Genomic DNA, 16994 nt, shown 5'->3' with positions numbered 1-16994 from the left:
GGCTCGGCTACAGCTGGGGGCGCTTCGACGTCGACCTGCAGGCGCGCTGGCAGTCCGAGTACCAGGACTTCCACACCGCCGCCATGAGCCTCGTGTCCGTTCCGGTGAAGGTGGCCGACTACGTCACCGCAGACGCGCACCTCGCCTACCACATCACCGACACCGTCACGACGTCGCTGACCGCTCAACAGTTCAACGCCGCGACGCAGGCGAAGACGGCCGGTGCTCCCGTGGAGCGGCGCATCTTCGCGGGCGTCAAGGCCGATTTTTGATCGCGGACAGAGCGTGACGCCGGCGAGGTACGCCTCCTCGCAGCGATCCTCCGGATCCGGGATGTGCCAAGCGTGATCGGCATCGTCGCCGCGGCGCTCGCCGGGACCGGCCTCGCGCTGCCGATCGGCGTCCGCCCGCCGGCGCGCTTGCGCAGCCCGCCGCTCCGGATCTCGGGCTTCACCGTCGTGCTCGCGGCGACGTCCTGACCTTCCTGCTCGCCCTGCGCGCGGGTTTCCCCCCGATCAAGACCGCCGTGCCGGTGGGCCGGGCCGGGCCGCGCGTCCCGCCGCCTGGGTCAAAGGGCCAGCAGCAGGATCGGCACGGCCGTGCCGGCCAGCAGGAGGCCCACGGCCGTGCGCCGGTTGCGACCCGGCTGGAGGCCGATCCAGACCCCCAGGCCGGTCGACGCGAGCAGGCCGACCGAGGCGAACAGGAAGAAGACTTTCAGCGCCAGCACGCTCCACCCCTCTCCCCGGCCGCGCTCCGGCGCGGGTGCCCCTGGGGCGGGCGCACCGCCGTCGGGGAGCCCCGGAGGCGGGGAGCGGCGCCGAGGCAGCGCGAACACCTGCTTCTTGTGCACCATGCCGAGCTCCTCGAGGATGGCGGGAGGCTCGAAGGCGCGCCCGGGCTTGGCCTCGTGCAGGTCGAAGAGCTGCAGCGCCCCGGTGGCGGCGAAGAAGGCCAGCGACGGTGCGAACACCATGCTGATGTAGAGGTGGAGCTGGCGGAGGCGCCGTTGCAGGAGGGCGGGCGACGTCCGCGTGGGTCGGCCCGCGCGGGGATCGGGCGCAGACCGGGGGGCCGCCTCGGCATCGTGGGTCATGGTTCGTTTCCTCGTCTGGCCGGACCGGCTCCGGAAGGGGTTCGGGGGATCGTCAGCCGGACGCGGGTCCCGCTCGGGACATCGGGCGCGGGAAGCCCCCGCAGCACGATCGCGAGCCGCAGCCGGATGTCGCGCTTGCGCCGCTCCCTCGCCTCGTCGCCGCTCTGCCGCCGCCGCGGCAGCAGGGCGCCGAACACGACGTCCATGAGCAGGCCTGCGAGGAGCGCGGGGTCGACGGGGCCGATCCTGCCGCGCGCCGCCTCCGCGCCGATCCAGACGATCAGATCCTCGCGGGATCGCAGGATGCCCCGGCCGTAGAGGGCGTCGGAGAGGCCCGGCACCTGCGTGGATTCGCGGAGCACGAGGCTGAGCAGCATCTCGCGTTCCCGATCGCGCTCCGGGTCCATGTCGAGGCGGAAGATCCGGGTCAGCACGTCCACGAGGGGCAGGTCCTCGCCGGGCGGACGCGGGAGGTCCAGCAACAGGGGGCGATGCTTCGACACCACGGCGGCGAAGAGGTCCGTCTTGCCCGCGAACAGGTCGTAGATGGCGCGCTTCGACACGCGGGCGCGAGCCGCGATCACCTCGGTCGTCGTGGCGGCGAAACCGAGCTCCACGAAGGCGCGGGAGGCCGCATCGACGATGGCCGCCCTGCGGTCGTCGTCGGAGCCCGCCTTCCGAGGCCCTGCCCGGCGAAGCGATGCGGCCGAATCCTCCATGCCCGGCCCTCCGCTCCCGACCTCGACGCCGCCCCTCCTGCATCGATTTTGGTACCGATAAGTACCGAACAGCGCAAGTCCAGGGGCCTCTGCAGGGATCGTCGCACATCGACGATCGGCTTCGGGGGCGGGACGCGGTCCGCATGGCTCGAATACAGCATCTACCTGCCCAGGTCTTTTCTGAAGCCCGGCGGAGAGCACAAGGCCTACCCGGTCGTCCTCGGCGTCACCCACTCGGGCACCAGCTATGACGGCACCTGCGCCCGAGCGCTGACCGAGCAATGCATCGCCACCATCTGGAGCCTGTTGGATTATTGGGAACATACCCCCGACGTCGAGGACACGCATAGGCTGGCCGATTCTCTGCTTCGTAACACATGGAACTACGGCAACCCGAACCTGGATGACTGGCGGGACAAAATCCTGAAAATCGACCCGGATCGGGTTTACTGTACCGGCTGGTCCATGGTCGCCATGACGTCCCTGTGGCTGATGGCTAAGCATCCGCAAACCTTCGCGGCCAGGCTGATCATCGCAGGTCGACAGCGGCCGGACGACGTCGCCACGCTCGCCAAGCAGAGAGTCCTCATCACCACGGGAGCGGAGGACGACAAGGCCACATCGTGGAACGAGAGATGTGTGCCGGTGTGGGACGCCGCGGGCGGCACGGTGAGGCGTCCGGCGAAACATCTCGACCCAGCCTCGATCTTCCCGGTGGACCGGCAGAAGACGCTGACCGAGCAGGTCGACAGCTATCTCGCGCGCGGCGCCAATATCACGTTCCTGACGTTTGAAGATGTCGACCACATGGGATCTGCGTGCAAGTTCTTCCATATCGATGCTGCGCGGAATTGGTTGCTCAAGCAGTCCGGGGCTTAGGACCTGATCCAGGACGCGACGCTTGGTGGTCAGCTACGCAAAGCCGATATGCGTCCGGCGATGAATGTGGTCCAGGCATCACAGCACGCAGGCATCATGTCATCGCAAAGTGCGAAGAGATGGTGGGCCAGTTTCGTGCCGCGCAGATAGGCCCAGGCGTCGCGAGCGGCCGCGTGGCGGCGGCGTTCCTGAGCGCCGTGCTGGCCACCCGCGGGTGGAGCGGCTGCTGCCACAGGACCACTTCAGCGTGGACGGCACGCCCATCCAGGCCTGGGCGTCGATGAAGAGCTTCAAACCCAAAGACAGCGACACGCCGCCTGAGCCGCCCGCTCTCCCCGAGCCGCCCGCGGGCGGGCGGGCGCAACGTCGAGGTGGATTTCCACGGCCAATGGCTCTCCAAAGACACGCACAGGAGCGTCACAGCCCCGGAGGCGCGGCTTTACCGCAAGGGGCGGGGCCGGGAAGCCAGGCTGTGAGTCATGGGGCACACGCTCATGGAGAACCGCAACCGGCTGATCGTGGACGGCTGCGTCACGGAGGCTGACGGCCATGCCGAGCGCACGGCCGCTCTCGCCATAATCGAGAATCGGGCCGACCGTCCCGACCGCATCACGCTCGGGGCCGACAAGGGCTACGACGCCGAGGACTTCGTGGACGAGCTGCGGAGCATGAACGTGACGTCGCCCGGAACACGGCCCGGCGGCGCTCGGCCATCGACGGCCGGACCGCTCGCCACCCCGGCTCCAGCGTGAGCCAGCGCATCCGCAAGCGGATCGAGGAGGGCTTCGGCCGGGACAAACGCGTTCGGGTTCCTGCGCCGCATCCGGGTGCGCGGCCACGAGCGGGGCGACATGGCCTTCGCGTTCTCGGCCGCGGCCTGCAACCTCATGCGCCTGCCCAAGCTGCTCGCTGAACCGAAGGTGGCGTGAGGAGCCGACGGAAGGAGCCCCTGTCCCGCCTCGACGGGGCTGGTGCGCAGCGCAACGTGCAGACGGCAGAAAGCCTGACCCCCACGCTTTCTACCGTCCACTCGCCAAAAACAACGCGGAATGATGCTGATAGGCTGAACGTCGACTCCTTTCAGCCGCCTGCTAGCGACCTGCGGCAGTGGATCCAGCACCTTTCGCAAGGTACGCAGCCGGCCCGAGTCGGCGTTCGCGCGATCTGCGGCGTCCGGCTCACGTGGGCCGCCGCGGATCGCGCTCCGCACCGCGGGCCTCCGCGATTGCGCTCGCGGTCCAGATCGCGTCGGCCACGAGGCGCGAATCGAGCGCGACCGGCACCGAGTGAATGACGCTGGCCGGCGCCATTGCGGCCTCGCCGACGGCGCGCATTTCGTCCTCTCGCACGGCTGCGAGCCCGAGATCCGCCAGCGTGGTCGGTAGTCCGAGATCGATGCAGAAATCGATGACCTCCTCCAGCTCCGCACGCGGGCGGTTCTCCAGGACGAGCAGGCAGATCGTGCCGAACGCGACCTTTTCGCCGTGGAAGAAACGATGGGTGGGGCCGAGCACCGTGAGGGCGTCGTGGATGCCGTGCGCGGCCGAAACGCCGCAGTTCTCGAAACCGAGACCTGAAAGCAAAGTGTTGGCTTCGATGATGGTTTCGACTGCGGGTGTGAGGCGGTTGGCGCGCGCCGCCGCTAAGGCGGCGCGGCCATCCCGCATCAACACATCGTGGCAGGCCCGTGCGATGGCGAGGCCCGCAGCCGTCGGCGCGTAGCCATCGCCGATATAGTTGCGCGAACGCGTGTCCTGGTTTGATCGAGCCTCAAAGAAGGTCGACAGCGCATCACCCATACCCGAGACAAGGAAACGGGCCGGGGCAGCCGCGATCACGGCACTGTCCACCAGAACGACATCCGGGTTGCGGCCGCAGCGGACCACGCAGTCGTAGACGCCCTCGGGCGAGTAGATCACGCCGATGGCGCTGGTGGGCGAATCCGTCGAGGCGATGGTCGGCACCGTTACGATGCGTGCGCCGATGTGCGAGGCCGTGATCTTGGCGGTATCGAGAGCCTTGCCGCCCCCGACCCCGATCACGACGGCGGCCGCCCGCGCCTCACCGATGCAGCGCTCGACTTCGGTGTCGGACGATTCCCCACCGAAGCGCAGGAAGCGCGCCTCGACGCCCGCCGCCTCGAGGGAGCCCGCGATCCGGCCCCGAAGCCCGTCCCAGAGAAAGCTGTCGACCACCACCAGGGCAGACTGGCCGAGGGAAGCCGCGTAGCGTCCGATGTCGGCGATGACGCCGGGGCCTTGGATATAGCGGAGTGGGCCGCCGTAGCCGCGCTGGTTCATGCTCGTTCTCCTTCCTTGTTGCATCGGATCAGCGCAGCGTCAGACCGCCGTCCACAGTGTGCACCTCGCCGGTGGTGAAGGACGAAGCGTCGCTGGCCAGGTAGACGACTGCGCCCGCGAGTTCGTCGACAGTGCCGATACGGTTCATGACCGCACCCTTGGCCCAGTGCTCGCTCACCACCTGTGGGTGCTCGCGCAATACCTCCTCGGTCAGTTCCGTCATGATGTACCCGGGCGCGATGGCGTTCACGCGGATGCCGTGTTCAGCCCACTCAGTCGCCAGGCACTTGGTCAGCATATGGACCGCTGCCTTCGATACGTTGTAGGCGGCGTGGCGGAACGGCCAGTTGACGATGCGGCCCGACATCGAGCCGATGTTGATGATGACGCCGCGCTTGCGGGCGATCATCATTCGGCCGATGGCTTGGCTTACCAAGAAGACGCCGTCGAGATTCACCGACATGGTGCGGCGCCAGTCCTCGAAGCCGAAATCCTCGGCGGGGCCCGGCAGCACGATGCCGGCATTGTTGACCAGCACGTCGACCTGTCCCCAGCGCTCCTCGAGCGTCGCGGCGAGGCGGGCGACATCCGCCTCGACCGACACATCGGCGCGGATCGCGAAGCTGTCGCCCCCGCCGGCGTTGAGCTCAGCCACCAGCGCGTCGGCCCGGTCCACCGTCTCGCGCACCACGACGGCGATGTCGGCGCCCTGGGCCCGAAACGCTTCGGCGACGGCACGGCCGATGCCGCGCGAGCCGCCCGTCACCACCGCCTTCCGGCCCGTCAGATCGAACAGGCGGGCATAGTCCTTCTGGGTCGTCATGGTTTCCCCTCCCCCTTCTCTGTACCCGCTCAGGCCAGGACCGGCGCCGGCGCGCCGAGGCCGGCCGCGGCGACCTCGGGCATGCGCCAGCCCTTCAGGATGTGTTCGGCGGTGCGCAACGCCTGGGCCACGATGGTCAGCGACGGGTTGAAGCCGGTCGACGAGGGCAGGAAGGACGCGTCGACTACGTAAAGGTTCTCGAGGTCCCAGGCCCGGCAGAACGGGTCGAGCACGGAGGTCGACGGGTCGGTGCCGAAGCGGGCGGTGCCGCATTGATGCATGGCGACTTTGATGTCCATCTTCTGGGTGACGATGATCGGGTAGCCGAGCGCCTTCATGTGGCGCGTCCACACGGCCACGAGCTCGCCATGGGCCTTGAGGTTGTTAGGCGTGTAGGACAGGCGAATATGCCCGTCCGGATCGACCGTGACCCGGTTCTCCGGATCGGGCAGATCTTCCGACATCAGCCACCAGTCGACGCTGCGGTCCGCGAAGGAACTCATCAGCCATTCGGGCGCCCAGCGGGCATTGGCGGTCAGCATCCCGCCCTGGAGCTTGCCGAGGCCCTGTATGTTGCCGAGCGGATAAGGACGTTCGGCATTGGCGAGGTAGAAATCGTTGATCGCCATGGATTTTTGGAAGGTGACGCGATTCTTGCGCCAGGGCGCGACCGCCATCATGGTGGTGTTGTTGTGGGCCATGTAGTTACGACCGAGCTGATCTGACCCGTTGTTGCCGAGGCCACGCCGGTGCTGGTCGTTGGCGGAGCGCAGGAGCAGCGCCGCCGAGTTGATCGCCCCGGCGCTCGACACAAAGAGGTCGCCCGCGACGCTCAGCACCTCGCCCTCGTGCTCGATCTCGACCGCGGTCACGCGGCGGCCCGAGGGATCGGTGACGAAGCGACGTACCAGGGTCTCGGTGACGAGCGTGACGTTTCCGGACGCGAGGGCGGGATCGACGAGGCGCACCTCCGCGTCGCCCTTGGCGCCGATCTGGCAGGCGAAGCCGTCACAGGTCCGACAGCGCAGGCAGGCGCCGCCCTCGTGGTAGTCGATGGCGATGGGCAGCGGGAAGGGGTGGAGGCCGCGGGCCCGGAGCTTGCGCTCGAAGGTGGCGATCTCGGGCTCGTGGCCGATGGCCGGATGGGGCATGGGCCCGCTGCGTGGCGGCTCGATCGGGTCCGCCCCGGCGGTGCCGTGCGTGCCCATCAGCCGTTCGGCCTCGGCGTAGTAGGGCTCGAAGTCGGCGTAGCGCACCGGCCAAGCCGGCGCCACGCCGCCCTCGTGCTGCAGGTCCTCGAAGTCCTGCGCGCGGAACCGCACCGTGGCGGCGCCGAAGAACTTGGAATTGCCGCCTACGTAATAGTAGGTGCCCGGTGCGAACAGGTTGCCGTCCCGGTCGCGCCACTGCTCCTTCGCGGCGTATTTGCGCTGGTGGAAGACGGCCGCCACGCTCCAGTTGTCGGGCTCGCGGGCGAGCCGCGGGCCGCGCTCGATCATCAGGATGCTACAGCCCGAGGCCGCGAGGCTCCGGGCGAGCGCGCCGCCGCCCACGCCCGAGCCGACGATCACAACGTCGTAATGGTCCTTCAATTGCACGGTGCCCTCCCTCGCTGCCTCGTCTTGTCTCTGCCCGCCCCGAGCCGCGTCACATCACAGCGCCGACCTGCCAGGGCACGAATTCGTTGTCGCCGTAGTCGAAGGTCTCGCTGAGGCTCGGCCGGCCCGAGGCCGTGTCGAGGACGGCGCGGAAGATCCGCTCACCCACCTCGGCCACCGTCTCGCGGCCGTCCACGATGGTGCCGCAGTCGATGTCCATGTCCTCGCTCATGCGGGCGAACATGGCCGAGTTGGTGGCGAGCTTCAGGGTCGGGGCAGGCTTGAAGCCGGACACCGAGCCCCGGCCCGTGGTGAAAGCCACGACGTTGCAGCCGCCTGCCACCTGGCCCGTCACCGCAACGGGATCGTAGCCGGGCGTGTCCATGAAGACGAAGCCCCGCTCCGTGATCGGCTCGGCGTACTCGTAGACGGCGTTGAGCCGGGTGCCTCCGCCCTTGGCGACCGCCCCGAGCGACTTTTCCAGGATGGTGGTGAGCCCGCCCGCCTTGTTGCCGAAGGACGGGTTGTTGTTGAGCTCCGCCCGGCCCCGCGCCGCGTAGTCGCGCCACCAATCGATCCGGGCGAGCAGCTTCTCGGCGACGGCCGGGGTCGCGGCGCGGCGCGTCAGCAGGTGCTCGGCCCCGTAGATTTCCGGCGTTTCGGCCAGAACGGCTGTGCCGCCGTTGCGCACCAGGAGGTCGGCGGCATGGCCGAGCGCCGGGTTGGCCGAGATGCCTGAATATCCGTCCGAGCCCCCGCATTCGAGCGCCAGCGTCAGGTGGGCTGCCGGACAGGGGACGCGCCGCACGGCGTCGAGCGCCGGCAGCATGGCCTCCACGGCCGCGACCCCGGCCGCGATGGAAGCACGGGTGCCCCCGGTGCCCTGGATGGTGAGGCTGCGTAACGCGTCACCCTCGACGAGGCCGTGCCGTTTGAGCAAGAGGTGGATCTGGTTTGTCTCGCAGCCGAGGCCGATCATCAGCACGGCGCCGACGTTGGGATGGACGGCGTAGCCGGCCAGGACGCGCGTGAGGTAGAGGTAGCCCTCCGCCTCGGTATTGATGGCGCAGCCGCCGCCGTGGGTGAGCGGGATGATGCCGTCGACGTTGGGAAAGGCGTCGAGCCCGCGCCGGCCGGCGAAGCGGGCCGCCACCGCCTTGGCGACCGTGGCCGAGCAGTTCACGGACGAGATGACGGCGAGGTAGTTGCGCGTGCCCGCCCGTCCGTCCGGGCGCGGGAAGCCGAGAAAGGTCGCGCGCTGCGCCTCGGGCACGAAGTCGGTCGGCCGCGCCCCGGCGCAGAAGGCGTGTTCGAGCGCGAAATCGGCCATGGCGAGGTTCTGCGTGTGGACGTGCTCGCCCCTGGCGATGGGGCGGCTCGCCACCCCGATCACCTGCCCGTATTTCACCACGGGCTCGCCGGGCGCGATGGCCGTAAGCGCCATCTTGTGGCCCTGGGCGATGCGGTCGCGGACGGAGAAGTCGAGGGGCAGGCCAGCCGCCGCCGCGGGATCGAGGGCGGCCCGGGCCACCGCGACATTGTCGTCCGGGTGAAGGCGGATCAGGGGCGCGTCGGCTGGAAAGTCGAGGATCATGGGGCCTGTCCCGCGAAGAGGGCGTCGTCCTGGTAGAGGCTGCGCATCACGGCGAAGGAGCCGTCGAGGTGGATGCGCATGGCGAGTTCGGCCTGATCGGCGTTGCGGCGCTCGATCGCGCGGACTACCGCGGCATGCTGCTCGGTCACCTCGGCGAGGTGGCCCGGAACGGGCGCGCTGAGCTGGCGCATGCGGTCGAGATGGACCTTGGCCATGTCGATGAACTTCCAAATCCGGGGATAGCCGCTCACGCCGGCGATGAGGCCGTGGAAGGCATCGTCGACCTCGAGATAGTCCCCGAGCGCCTCCTGCCGGAGGATGTCGCGCATGCGGCGCACGAGGCCGTCGAGGCGCGCGACGCCCTCGGGCGTCACCCGCTCGGCGCAGCGCCGCACGCTCTCGATCTCCAGCGCCCGGCGGATCACGAAGCCTTCCTCGGCCACCGCGAAGTCGATCTTGCTGACGTAGGTGCCCGAATGCGGCCTCACCTCGACGAGATCCTCCTCGGCGAGCCGCTGCACCGCTTCCCGCACGGGCGTGCGGGACACGCCGTAGCGCAGGCAGATCTCCTTCTCGGCCAGGACCGAGCCGGGCGGCATGTCGAGCAGCACGATGCTGCGTCTCAAAACGTCATATATCTGATTGGCTTTTTGGGCAGGCCGCGCTGCGGCCGTCCGGGCCGCCGTTCCCGTCTCTCCCCTCTGCGTATCGATGTTTTTGAGCATAGGCCCCAGAGCCGTTGACATCGCTTGTCTGTTCTGACTTGAATAACTCATATATCGGTGACCGGTGCAAGCCGCAAATCGACCCGCCATCAGGTGGCGGATCCGGCGAAGCCGCACCACGGGAGGAGCACAATGGTTCGGGCGCCGGTCGCCCGCGTCCGCGGCCACGACAGGCCGGATCCCATCCCCCACCATCACCGGCGCCGCCGGGCCGCGCGGCCCGGGGCCGAACGAGAGCATTGCGTCGCCATGGCCCTGATCACCTACCTGACCCGGATCGAGTTCGACGACGGCGCCGTCGCCAGGCTGCCCACGATCCTCGACGGCCTGAAGGTCGCGCGCCCGCTGCTCGTCACCGACCGCGGCCTCCTCGGCACCGGGCTCGTCGAGCGCGTCGCAGCGCTCCTGCCGGACCGCCCCACAATCTTCGCCGACACGCCCGCCAACCCTACCGAGGAGGCCGTCGAGGCCGCCTTCGCGCTCTACGGCGAGGCCGGGTGCGACGGCATCGTGGCGCTCGGCGGAGGCTCGCCGATCGACCTCGCCAAGGCGGTGCGCCTGCTCACCGGCCACCCTGGCCCGCTCGCCCAGTACACGCTGGTGGAAGGCGGCCTCGGTCGGATCCACGGGGGCATCTGCCCGCTGGTGGCTGTGCCGACCACGTCGGGCACGGGCTCGGAGGTCGGTCGCGCCGCCGTCATCATCACGCGCGAGGGCCGCAAGCTCGGCATCGTCAGCCCCCACATGCTCCCGAGCGTGGCGCTGTGCGACCCCGAGCTGACGCACGGGCTGCCGGCGGGCCTGACGGCCGCGACGGGCATGGACGCCCTGTCGCACTGCCTCGAAACCTACATGGCGCCGGCCGTGAACCCGCCCGCCGACGCCATCGCGCTCGACGGCCTGCGCCGGGGCTGGAGCGCGATTCGGCGCGTGGTCTCGGACGGCGCCGACCGGCAGGCGCGCTGGGACATGATGATGTCGGCGCTCGAGGGCGCCATGGCGTTCCAGAAGGGGCTCGGCGCCGTCCACGCCCTCACCCACCCGCTCGGCGCCATCCGGTCCCTCAACCTGCACCACGGCACGCTGAACGCCGTGCTGATGCCGGCGGTGCTGCGCTTCAACCGCCAGGCGATCGGGGCCAAGTGGGACGTCCTCGCCGAGATGCTGGGCGGCGAGCCGGACGCCCGGGTGGCGGAGCTCAGCGCCGCGATCGGCCTGCCCTCCGGCCTCGACGCCATGGGGGTGACCGACGCCATGATGGACGAGGTCGCCGGCCAGGCCCTCAAGGACCATTGCCACGCCACCAATCCCCGCATCCCCACGCGGGACGAGTATCTGGAGCTTCTCCGCCAGTCACGCTGAGACGCGCACCGGACGAAGAGGGCCCGACAGAGGCCCCGAACCGAAACGATTTCAAGGGAGGACCATGAGATGAGCACGGACGATACGAGCGGCGACGACCAGGCGCGCTTCCACCTCACGCGGCGCGGCCTGTTGAGCGGCGCCGCCGCCCTCACGGTGGCGACCGCCCTGGCCCGCCCGGGCCAGGCCTACGCGCAGGACGCCCAGTTCTGCGCGTCCCTCGGCTGGACCGTGTGGGAATCCGGCCGCCACATCGTGAGCGGCTACAAGGACGCCGTCGCCAAGCTCGGCGGCACCCTCACGATCGCAGACGCCAATTACGACGTGAAGAAGCAGGCGGACCAGATCGCCGCCTTCGTGGCCTCGAAGCCCGCCGCCATCTTCATCACGCCGGCCGATGCCGCCGCCATCGCCCCGGCCGTCCAGGCCGCCGTCGCTTCCGGCATCCCGATCTTCTGCGGCGACAGCTACGTGCCCAACACCACCGTGACGTCGACAGCGATGTCCAACAACTTCGGGCTCGGCTCGTACGGGGCGCAGTACATCTCCGACCGCCTCAACGGCAAGGGCAAGGTCGCCATGGTGTGCCTGCCCTCCAACGAGAGCTGGGACCAGCGCACGCTCGGGGCGAAATCGGTCTTCGTCCGCTATCCCGACATCCAGGTCGTGTCCGAGATCGCCTTCGCGCTCGGCGGTTCGACGACGCCCCGCCAGGTGGTCGACAACATCCTCACCGCCAACCCGGAACTCGACGCCATCTGGTGCGCCTGGGACGGCGCCGCCTCGGAAGGCACGCTCGCCATCAAGGCGGCGAATCGCAAGGTGTTCATCACCGGCATCGACGGCGGCAAGCAGTCGTTCGAATACATCAAGGCCGGCTCGCCCTTCGCCCTGACGCTCGCCCAGAGCTTCTACGAGATGGCCTACATGAACGCCTTCTACGCCCACGAGGTGATCGCCGGGCGCAAGGCCCCGCGCTTCGTCATCACGCCCTCCTACGCGGTGACCAAGGAAAGCCTCGCCGGCATCCCGCTCCCCGACACCTACGACCAGCCCGGCGAAGCCGCCAAGCTCGGCTGGAAGCGAGTGCTCTGACGCCCCCCCTGACCCAGCCGGCCGCCGCTTCCCGGGGCGGCCGGCCTTCCGGCGGCGGCCTGCGCCGCCAAACCTGCGAGGAGTCCTGCACCGTGCCTCCCCTTCTGAGGATGACCGGCATCGAGAAGCGGTTCGGCCCCGTGACGGCGCTCGACGGCGTCGACTTCACGCTGGAGGCCGGCCAGATCCACGCCCTCCTGGGCGTCAACGGCGCCGGCAAGTCGACGCTCGTCAAGATTCTGTCCGGCGTCTACACGGCCGACGCCGGCGAGATCCTCCTCGACGGCGCACCCGTGGCGCTCGGCAGCCCGCGCGCCGCCATGGCGGCCGGGGTCGCGGCCGTGCAGCAGCACCCCGAGCTCGTGCCCGACCTGTCGGGGGTCGAGAACATCTTCCTCGGCCACGAGGGGCGGCGCCCCGGCCTCTTCGCCCGGATCGACCGCACCGCCATGCAGGCCGCGGCAGAGCGCCTGCTCGCGCGCTTTCCCGTCGAAATCGACCTCGACCGCCCCGTGGGCGAGATGCCGGCCGTGGACCGCGAGATCGTGGCGGTGCTGCACGCGCTGCGGGCCGAGCACACCCGCATCCTCATCCTCGACGAGCCGACCTCGACATTGACGGAGCGCGAGAAGGCCTCGCTCTTCGCCATGATGCGGGCGCTGCGCGCGGCCGGCATCGCCATCGTCTACATCACCCACCGCCTCGAGGAGGTGTTCGAGGTGGCGGATTCCTTCACGGTGTTCCGCGGCGGCCGCAACGTGGCGAGCTTCACGGCCGCCGAAGCCGAGGCGCGCGGCGTGTCGATCCCCGAGCTCATGCTGGCCGAGAAGGCGGGCGAGCTCTTCCCGCCGCGCGACGGGCGCCCGGAGGGCGAGGCGCCGGTCCTCGCGGCCGAGAACCTCGGCCTCGCCGGCTGCTTCTCGGGAGGCAGCTTCGCGCTCCGGAGGGGCGAGATCCTCGGGATTTTCGGCCTCGTCGGCTCGGGCGTGGACGAGCTGTCGAAGGCGCTGTTCGGCGCGCTGCGCCACGACGAGGGACGCCTCCTCGTCAAGGGTCGCGAGCGCCGCTTCTCGGGGCCGCACGAAGCCCTGCGCGCCGGCGTGTTCCTAGTGCCGGGCGACCGGCGCACCGAGGGCCTGACCTTGACCGAGGACGTCGTGTTCAACACCACGGTGGCGAATCTCGGCCGCGCTTCCGCGCTCGGGCTGCTGCGCTTCGGCCGCAACCGGCGCGAAGCGGCGCGGCTCGCGCGCGAGACGGGCCTCCATCCCCCTGCGCTCGACCGGCCGGCCTCGGCCTTCTCGGGCGGCAACCAGCAGAAGATCGTGATCGCCAAGGGCCTGTTCCGCGACGCGGACGTCTACATCTTCACCGAGCCCACCGTGGGGGTCGACATCGGCGCCCGCGCCAAGATCTACGGCCTGATGCGCGCCCTGTCGCGCCGCGCTGGGGTGATCGTGGTGTCCTCCGACTGCGACGAGGTGCACGGCCTCGCAGACCGAACCCTGGCCCTCTACAAGGGCCGCCCCGTCACGGCCGCGCCGAACCGCGACGGGCTCCTCGCCGCCGGCATCATGGGGCGCGCCGCATGACGAGCCCGTTCCGCCCTGGCCCCAGGCTCCTGCGGGTCCTGGCCTTCCTGGTCCTGCTGGCCCTGGTGGCCGGCACGTTCCAGTTGCTCGTGCCGGGCTACCTCGGCGCCGAGCACCTCCACGCGCTCTTGCGCCACATGGCCGTGCAGGGCCTCGCGGCCTTGGGCCTCACCTTCGTGATCGTAGTCCGGCAGTTCGACCTCAGCTTCCCGGGCGTCGCCTCGCTCGGTGCCATGACGCTCGGCTGGCTGATCGCCGGCGAGCACGACGTGTCGACCGCCGTCGCGGGCTCGCTCGCCGTGGGCTTCGCCTGCGGCCTCGTGAACGGGGTCGCGGTGGCGGGCTTCCGCCTGCCCGACATCGTCGCCACCATCGCGACCGGCGGGGTCGCGGTCGGCCTGTCCTACCTTTACAGCAACGGCACCTCGATCTCGGACAACTTTTTCGGCTCCGGCATCCTGGATTTCAACGACGCGCGCGTGGCCGGGCTCGACATGCCGGCCGCCGTGCTGCTCGCGGCAGCGGCCGCCGCCGCCCTGCTGCTGCACGGCACGCGCTTCGGCCGGGCCTTCTACGCCACGGGCGAGAACCGCGTGTCGGCCCGCTTCTCGGGCGTGCGCGTCCGGCTCTACGTCGCGGCCGCCTTCGCGCTGTCCGGCACCCTCGCGTGCCTCGCCACGACCCTCCTGGTCGCCTCCTCGGGCGCCAGCAACGTCACGGTCGGCAACCAGCTCCTCATGCCCGCCTACGCGGCCGTCTACCTCGGCGCGGCGCTGTTCGGCCGGGCCTCGGTGGCGGCGACGCTGGCCGGGACGCTGCTGATGAGCGCCATGCTGGACGGCTTCACCCTGATGGCCGTGCCCTACTACTATTCGGACGCCATCGTGTCGCTGGTGCTGGTCGGCGCCATCGCGCTCTTCGATCCCCGGACGCTGGCTGCCGCGGCGCGCCTGCGCATCCCCGCCGCCCGCCCGCGAGAGGTTCTGCCATGAGCGCGCCAGCACGAGGTCCTGCCATGAGCGCGCCGGTGCGCGGTCCCGCCCTGGGCGCGCCAGCGCGAGACGCCGGCGCGAGCGGCGTCGCCCCGGTCCTGCCGGCGGCCCGCCGGACCGCCCCGGCGCCGGGCCGGCTGCTGGTCCGCTACGGGCTCTTCCTGCTGCTCGCGGCCCTGGCCCTCGGCTTCGCGGTCCTGCGCCCGTCGTTCGCCAGCGCCGGGAACGTCGCCGACATGCTGCGCTCGGGCGGCATCTCGGCCGTGATGCTGCTCGGCCTCACCTTCATCGTGGCGGCTGGCGAGATCGACGTATCCTTCATGTCGGTCGCGGCTCTCAGCACCATGGTGGTGGCGGGACTGGTCTCATCCGGCGCCGGCTGGGGGCTTGCCGCCGCGGCGGCGCTCGGCACCGGCCTGCTTTTCGGCCTCGCCAACGGCGGCCTCGTGGCCCTGCTCGGCCTGCCGGCGCTGGTGACCACCATCGCGACCGGCGGCTTCGCGGGCTCTGTCGCGGCCGCCATCGGCAAGGGCACGTCCATCCCGCTCGCCGGTTCGGGCGTCCTCGGCACCGTGGTACGAGCTGAGGTCGGCCCCGTCCCGGCCCTCGCGGTCGCTGCCGCGGCCCTCTACGCCGCCGCCTGGTGGCTGCAGGATCGCACGACCTTCGGGCATTACGTCTATGCCATGGAGCAGAACCGCAGAGCCCTCGTCGAGGCGGGCGTGCCGGCGACGCGGCTGCTGTTCATCCTCTACGCCCTGTCGGGCACGCTGTCGGCCGGGGCGGGCGTGCTGCTCGCCGCGGACCTCTCCTCCGGCCAGCCCTACGTCGGCGCCTCCTATTTCATCGACGGGCTGACGGCCGTCCTGCTCGGCGGCATGGCGCTCAAGATGGGCAAGCCCAACGTGATCGGGACAGCGGTCGGCATCCTGCTCCTGGCGGTGCTGCTCAGCGGAGCTGCGTTGCTGGGCTGGACCGATTGGCAGCGGCAGATCGTGCGGGGCGCCCTGCTGATCGGCGGTGTCGCCGCCGTGGTGTGGACGCGGCGCTCCGGCCGCGCCGTGCATGAGAGCGTGTGAACGGGCTCGGATGTCGAAGCTGGCCCGTGTCGGCGACCGCCTGAGACACGCTGGCGCGTCGGACCTTTGACGACACACGCCAGATCTGAAACGCGGACCCGTTCGCAGGCCCTGAGGACGCGCACCATGAAAGCTTCTGACCCCCGCCCCCTGACCCGTGCCGGCATCGCCCTCACGGCGCTCAGCATGGGCTCGGCCCCGCTCGGCGGCCTCTACGCTCCCGTGCCCGAGGCCGACGCCCGCGCCGCACTCGATGCGGCCTGGGAGGCCGGGATCCGATACTTCGACACCGCCCCCATGTACGGGCTCGGCCGGGCCGAACACCTCGTGGGCGACCTCCTGCGCCGCCACGGCGGCTCGGACGCGGCTCGAATCAGCACCAAGGTGGGCCGCCTCATGCAGAACGGCCGGCCAGGGCGCCCCCTGCCCGAAACGGGGCCGCGCAACGCCTTCGACTCCGGCTGGCACGACGGCCTGCCCTTCACGGAAGTGTTCGACTATTCGCGCGACGGCGTGATGCGTTCGTTCGACGACAGCCAGCAACGCACCGGGCTCGCCCGCTTCGACCTCCTCTACGTCCACGACATCGGCCCGGCGACCCACGGCGAGCGCCACGCCCGTCATTGGGAGGCGCTGACCCGCGGCGGCGGATTCGAGGCCCTGGCCGAGCTTCGGTCGGCGGGCCTCATCGCGGGGTTCGGCCTCGGGGTCAACGAGATCGGGGTGGCGGCGGAAGCCATGGAGGAGGCGGACCTCGACTGCTGCCTGCTTGCCGGCCGCTATACGCTGCTCGACCGCTCGGGCCGGGACCTGCTCGACCGCGCCGCCACCCGGGGCGTCGACATCGTGGCGGGAGGCGCCTTCAACTCCGGCGTCTTGGTGCCGGGCGGACCGGATGGCGCCAAGTTCGATTATTCCGAAGCGCCCCCCGCCGTGCTGGAGCGGGTCCAGCGCCTCGACGCGCTTTGCCGCGACTTCGGCGTGCCCTTGCCGGCCGCCGCCATCCAGTTCCCGCTCCGCCACTGCGCCGTACGATCCGTTGCCATGGGGGCCAAGACGGCCGATCAGGTGTGCGCCAACGTGCGCTGGTTCGAGCAGCCCATCCCGGACGCGCTCTGGGCGGCGCTGGACGCCTGACCC

At 70.3% G+C, this 16994-nt stretch carries 16 protein-coding genes and 1 pseudogene; 10 read left to right on the top strand and 7 right to left on the bottom strand.

What is annotated here, in order from left to right; genetic code table 11:
• Both D3273_RS28085 and D3273_RS29580 read left to right on the top strand, forming a co-directional pair.
• A partial coding sequence (locus D3273_RS28085; RefSeq protein ID WP_165359371.1) for a hypothetical protein occupies window positions 1–272 on the top strand: 272 nt, incomplete at its 5' end.
• A 72-nt stretch (window positions 273–344) separates the two neighbouring features.
• Entirely contained in the window at window positions 345–479 is a 135-nt protein-coding gene (locus D3273_RS29580) for a hypothetical protein (RefSeq protein ID WP_281011185.1), read from the top strand.
• Window positions 480–568: 89 nt separating this feature from the next.
• Here the strand turns inward: D3273_RS29580 and D3273_RS04080 are convergent, their stop codons facing one another.
• A complete protein-coding gene (locus D3273_RS04080; protein WP_129223729.1) occupies window positions 569–1096 on the bottom strand; it encodes a PepSY domain-containing protein in 528 nt (175 codons plus the stop codon).
• Window positions 1093–1815 (bottom strand): TetR/AcrR family transcriptional regulator, encoded by a 723-nt coding sequence (locus D3273_RS04075; protein WP_129223727.1) that lies wholly within the window; start codon window positions 1813–1815, stop codon window positions 1093–1095. The genes D3273_RS04080 and D3273_RS04075 overlap by 4 nt, the downstream gene beginning before the upstream one ends.
• Before the next feature lie 48 nt (window positions 1816–1863).
• Here D3273_RS04075 and D3273_RS04070 point away from each other — a divergent pair, with 48 nt between their 5' ends.
• A complete protein-coding gene (locus D3273_RS04070; protein ID WP_207210669.1) occupies window positions 1864–2694 on the top strand; it encodes a carboxylesterase family protein in 831 nt (276 codons plus the stop codon).
• 167 nt (window positions 2695–2861) lie between these two features.
• Window positions 2862–3623: pseudogene (locus D3273_RS29035) on the top strand (transposase); the annotation flags it as partial.
• Window positions 3624–3872: 249 nt separating this feature from the next.
• Here the strand turns inward: D3273_RS29035 and D3273_RS04060 are convergent.
• The 5 genes from D3273_RS04060 to D3273_RS04040 are packed head-to-tail and all read right to left on the bottom strand — an operon-like array spanning window position 3873 to window position 9734.
• Complete coding sequence (locus D3273_RS04060) at window positions 3873–4994, bottom strand: glycerol dehydrogenase (protein WP_129223723.1); 1122 nt, start codon at window positions 4992–4994, stop codon at window positions 3873–3875.
• Window positions 4995–5022: 28 nt separating this feature from the next.
• A complete protein-coding gene (locus tag D3273_RS04055) occupies window positions 5023–5817 on the bottom strand; it encodes an SDR family NAD(P)-dependent oxidoreductase (RefSeq protein ID WP_129223721.1) in 795 nt (264 codons plus the stop codon).
• Between the two features lie 29 nt (window positions 5818–5846).
• Window positions 5847–7415, bottom strand: a complete 1569-nt coding sequence (locus tag D3273_RS04050) for a GMC family oxidoreductase (protein ID WP_207210667.1) — start codon at window positions 7413–7415, stop codon at window positions 5847–5849.
• Window positions 7416–7464: 49 nt separating this feature from the next.
• Window positions 7465–9009 (bottom strand): UxaA family hydrolase, encoded by a 1545-nt coding sequence (locus tag D3273_RS04045; RefSeq protein ID WP_129223719.1) that lies wholly within the window; start codon window positions 9007–9009, stop codon window positions 7465–7467.
• Complete coding sequence (locus D3273_RS04040; RefSeq protein WP_129223717.1) at window positions 9006–9734, bottom strand: GntR family transcriptional regulator; 729 nt, start codon at window positions 9732–9734, stop codon at window positions 9006–9008. Before D3273_RS04040 ends, D3273_RS04045 begins: the two co-directional genes overlap by 4 nt.
• 249 nt (window positions 9735–9983) lie before the next feature.
• Here D3273_RS04040 and D3273_RS04035 point away from each other — a divergent pair, with 249 nt between their 5' ends.
• From D3273_RS04035 to D3273_RS04010, 6 genes are all read left to right on the top strand, one after another.
• Window positions 9984–11096: an iron-containing alcohol dehydrogenase gene (locus tag D3273_RS04035; RefSeq protein WP_129223716.1), complete on the top strand. Its 1113-nt coding sequence runs from the start codon at window positions 9984–9986 to the stop codon at window positions 11094–11096.
• A gap of 69 nt (window positions 11097–11165) precedes the next feature.
• A complete protein-coding gene (locus D3273_RS04030; RefSeq protein WP_129223714.1) occupies window positions 11166–12191 on the top strand; it encodes a sugar ABC transporter substrate-binding protein in 1026 nt (341 codons plus the stop codon).
• A 92-nt stretch (window positions 12192–12283) separates the two neighbouring features.
• The gene (locus tag D3273_RS04025; protein ID WP_207210665.1) at window positions 12284–13783 is read left to right on the top strand and encodes a sugar ABC transporter ATP-binding protein; all 1500 of its coding nucleotides are present in this window, start codon (window positions 12284–12286) and stop codon (window positions 13781–13783) included.
• Window positions 13780–14775 (top strand): ABC transporter permease, encoded by a 996-nt coding sequence (locus D3273_RS04020; RefSeq protein WP_129223712.1) that lies wholly within the window; start codon window positions 13780–13782, stop codon window positions 14773–14775. The genes D3273_RS04025 and D3273_RS04020 overlap by 4 nt, the downstream gene beginning before the upstream one ends.
• A 23-nt stretch (window positions 14776–14798) precedes the next feature.
• Window positions 14799–15854: an ABC transporter permease gene (locus tag D3273_RS04015; RefSeq protein ID WP_129223710.1), complete on the top strand. Its 1056-nt coding sequence runs from the start codon at window positions 14799–14801 to the stop codon at window positions 15852–15854.
• A gap of 126 nt (window positions 15855–15980) precedes the next feature.
• The gene (locus D3273_RS04010) at window positions 15981–16991 is read left to right on the top strand and encodes an aldo/keto reductase (protein ID WP_129223707.1); all 1011 of its coding nucleotides are present in this window, start codon (window positions 15981–15983) and stop codon (window positions 16989–16991) included.
• The last annotated feature ends 3 nt before the right edge of the window (window positions 16992–16994 follow it).

Origin of the sequence: Lichenibacterium minor (assembly GCF_004137685.1) — a bacterium.
In the GTDB taxonomy this organism is placed as follows: Bacteria; Pseudomonadota; Alphaproteobacteria; order Rhizobiales; family Beijerinckiaceae; genus Lichenihabitans; species Lichenihabitans minor.
The sequence above is the reverse complement of the archived record's forward strand: the minus strand, read 5'-3'. Positions and strand labels throughout refer to the sequence as shown.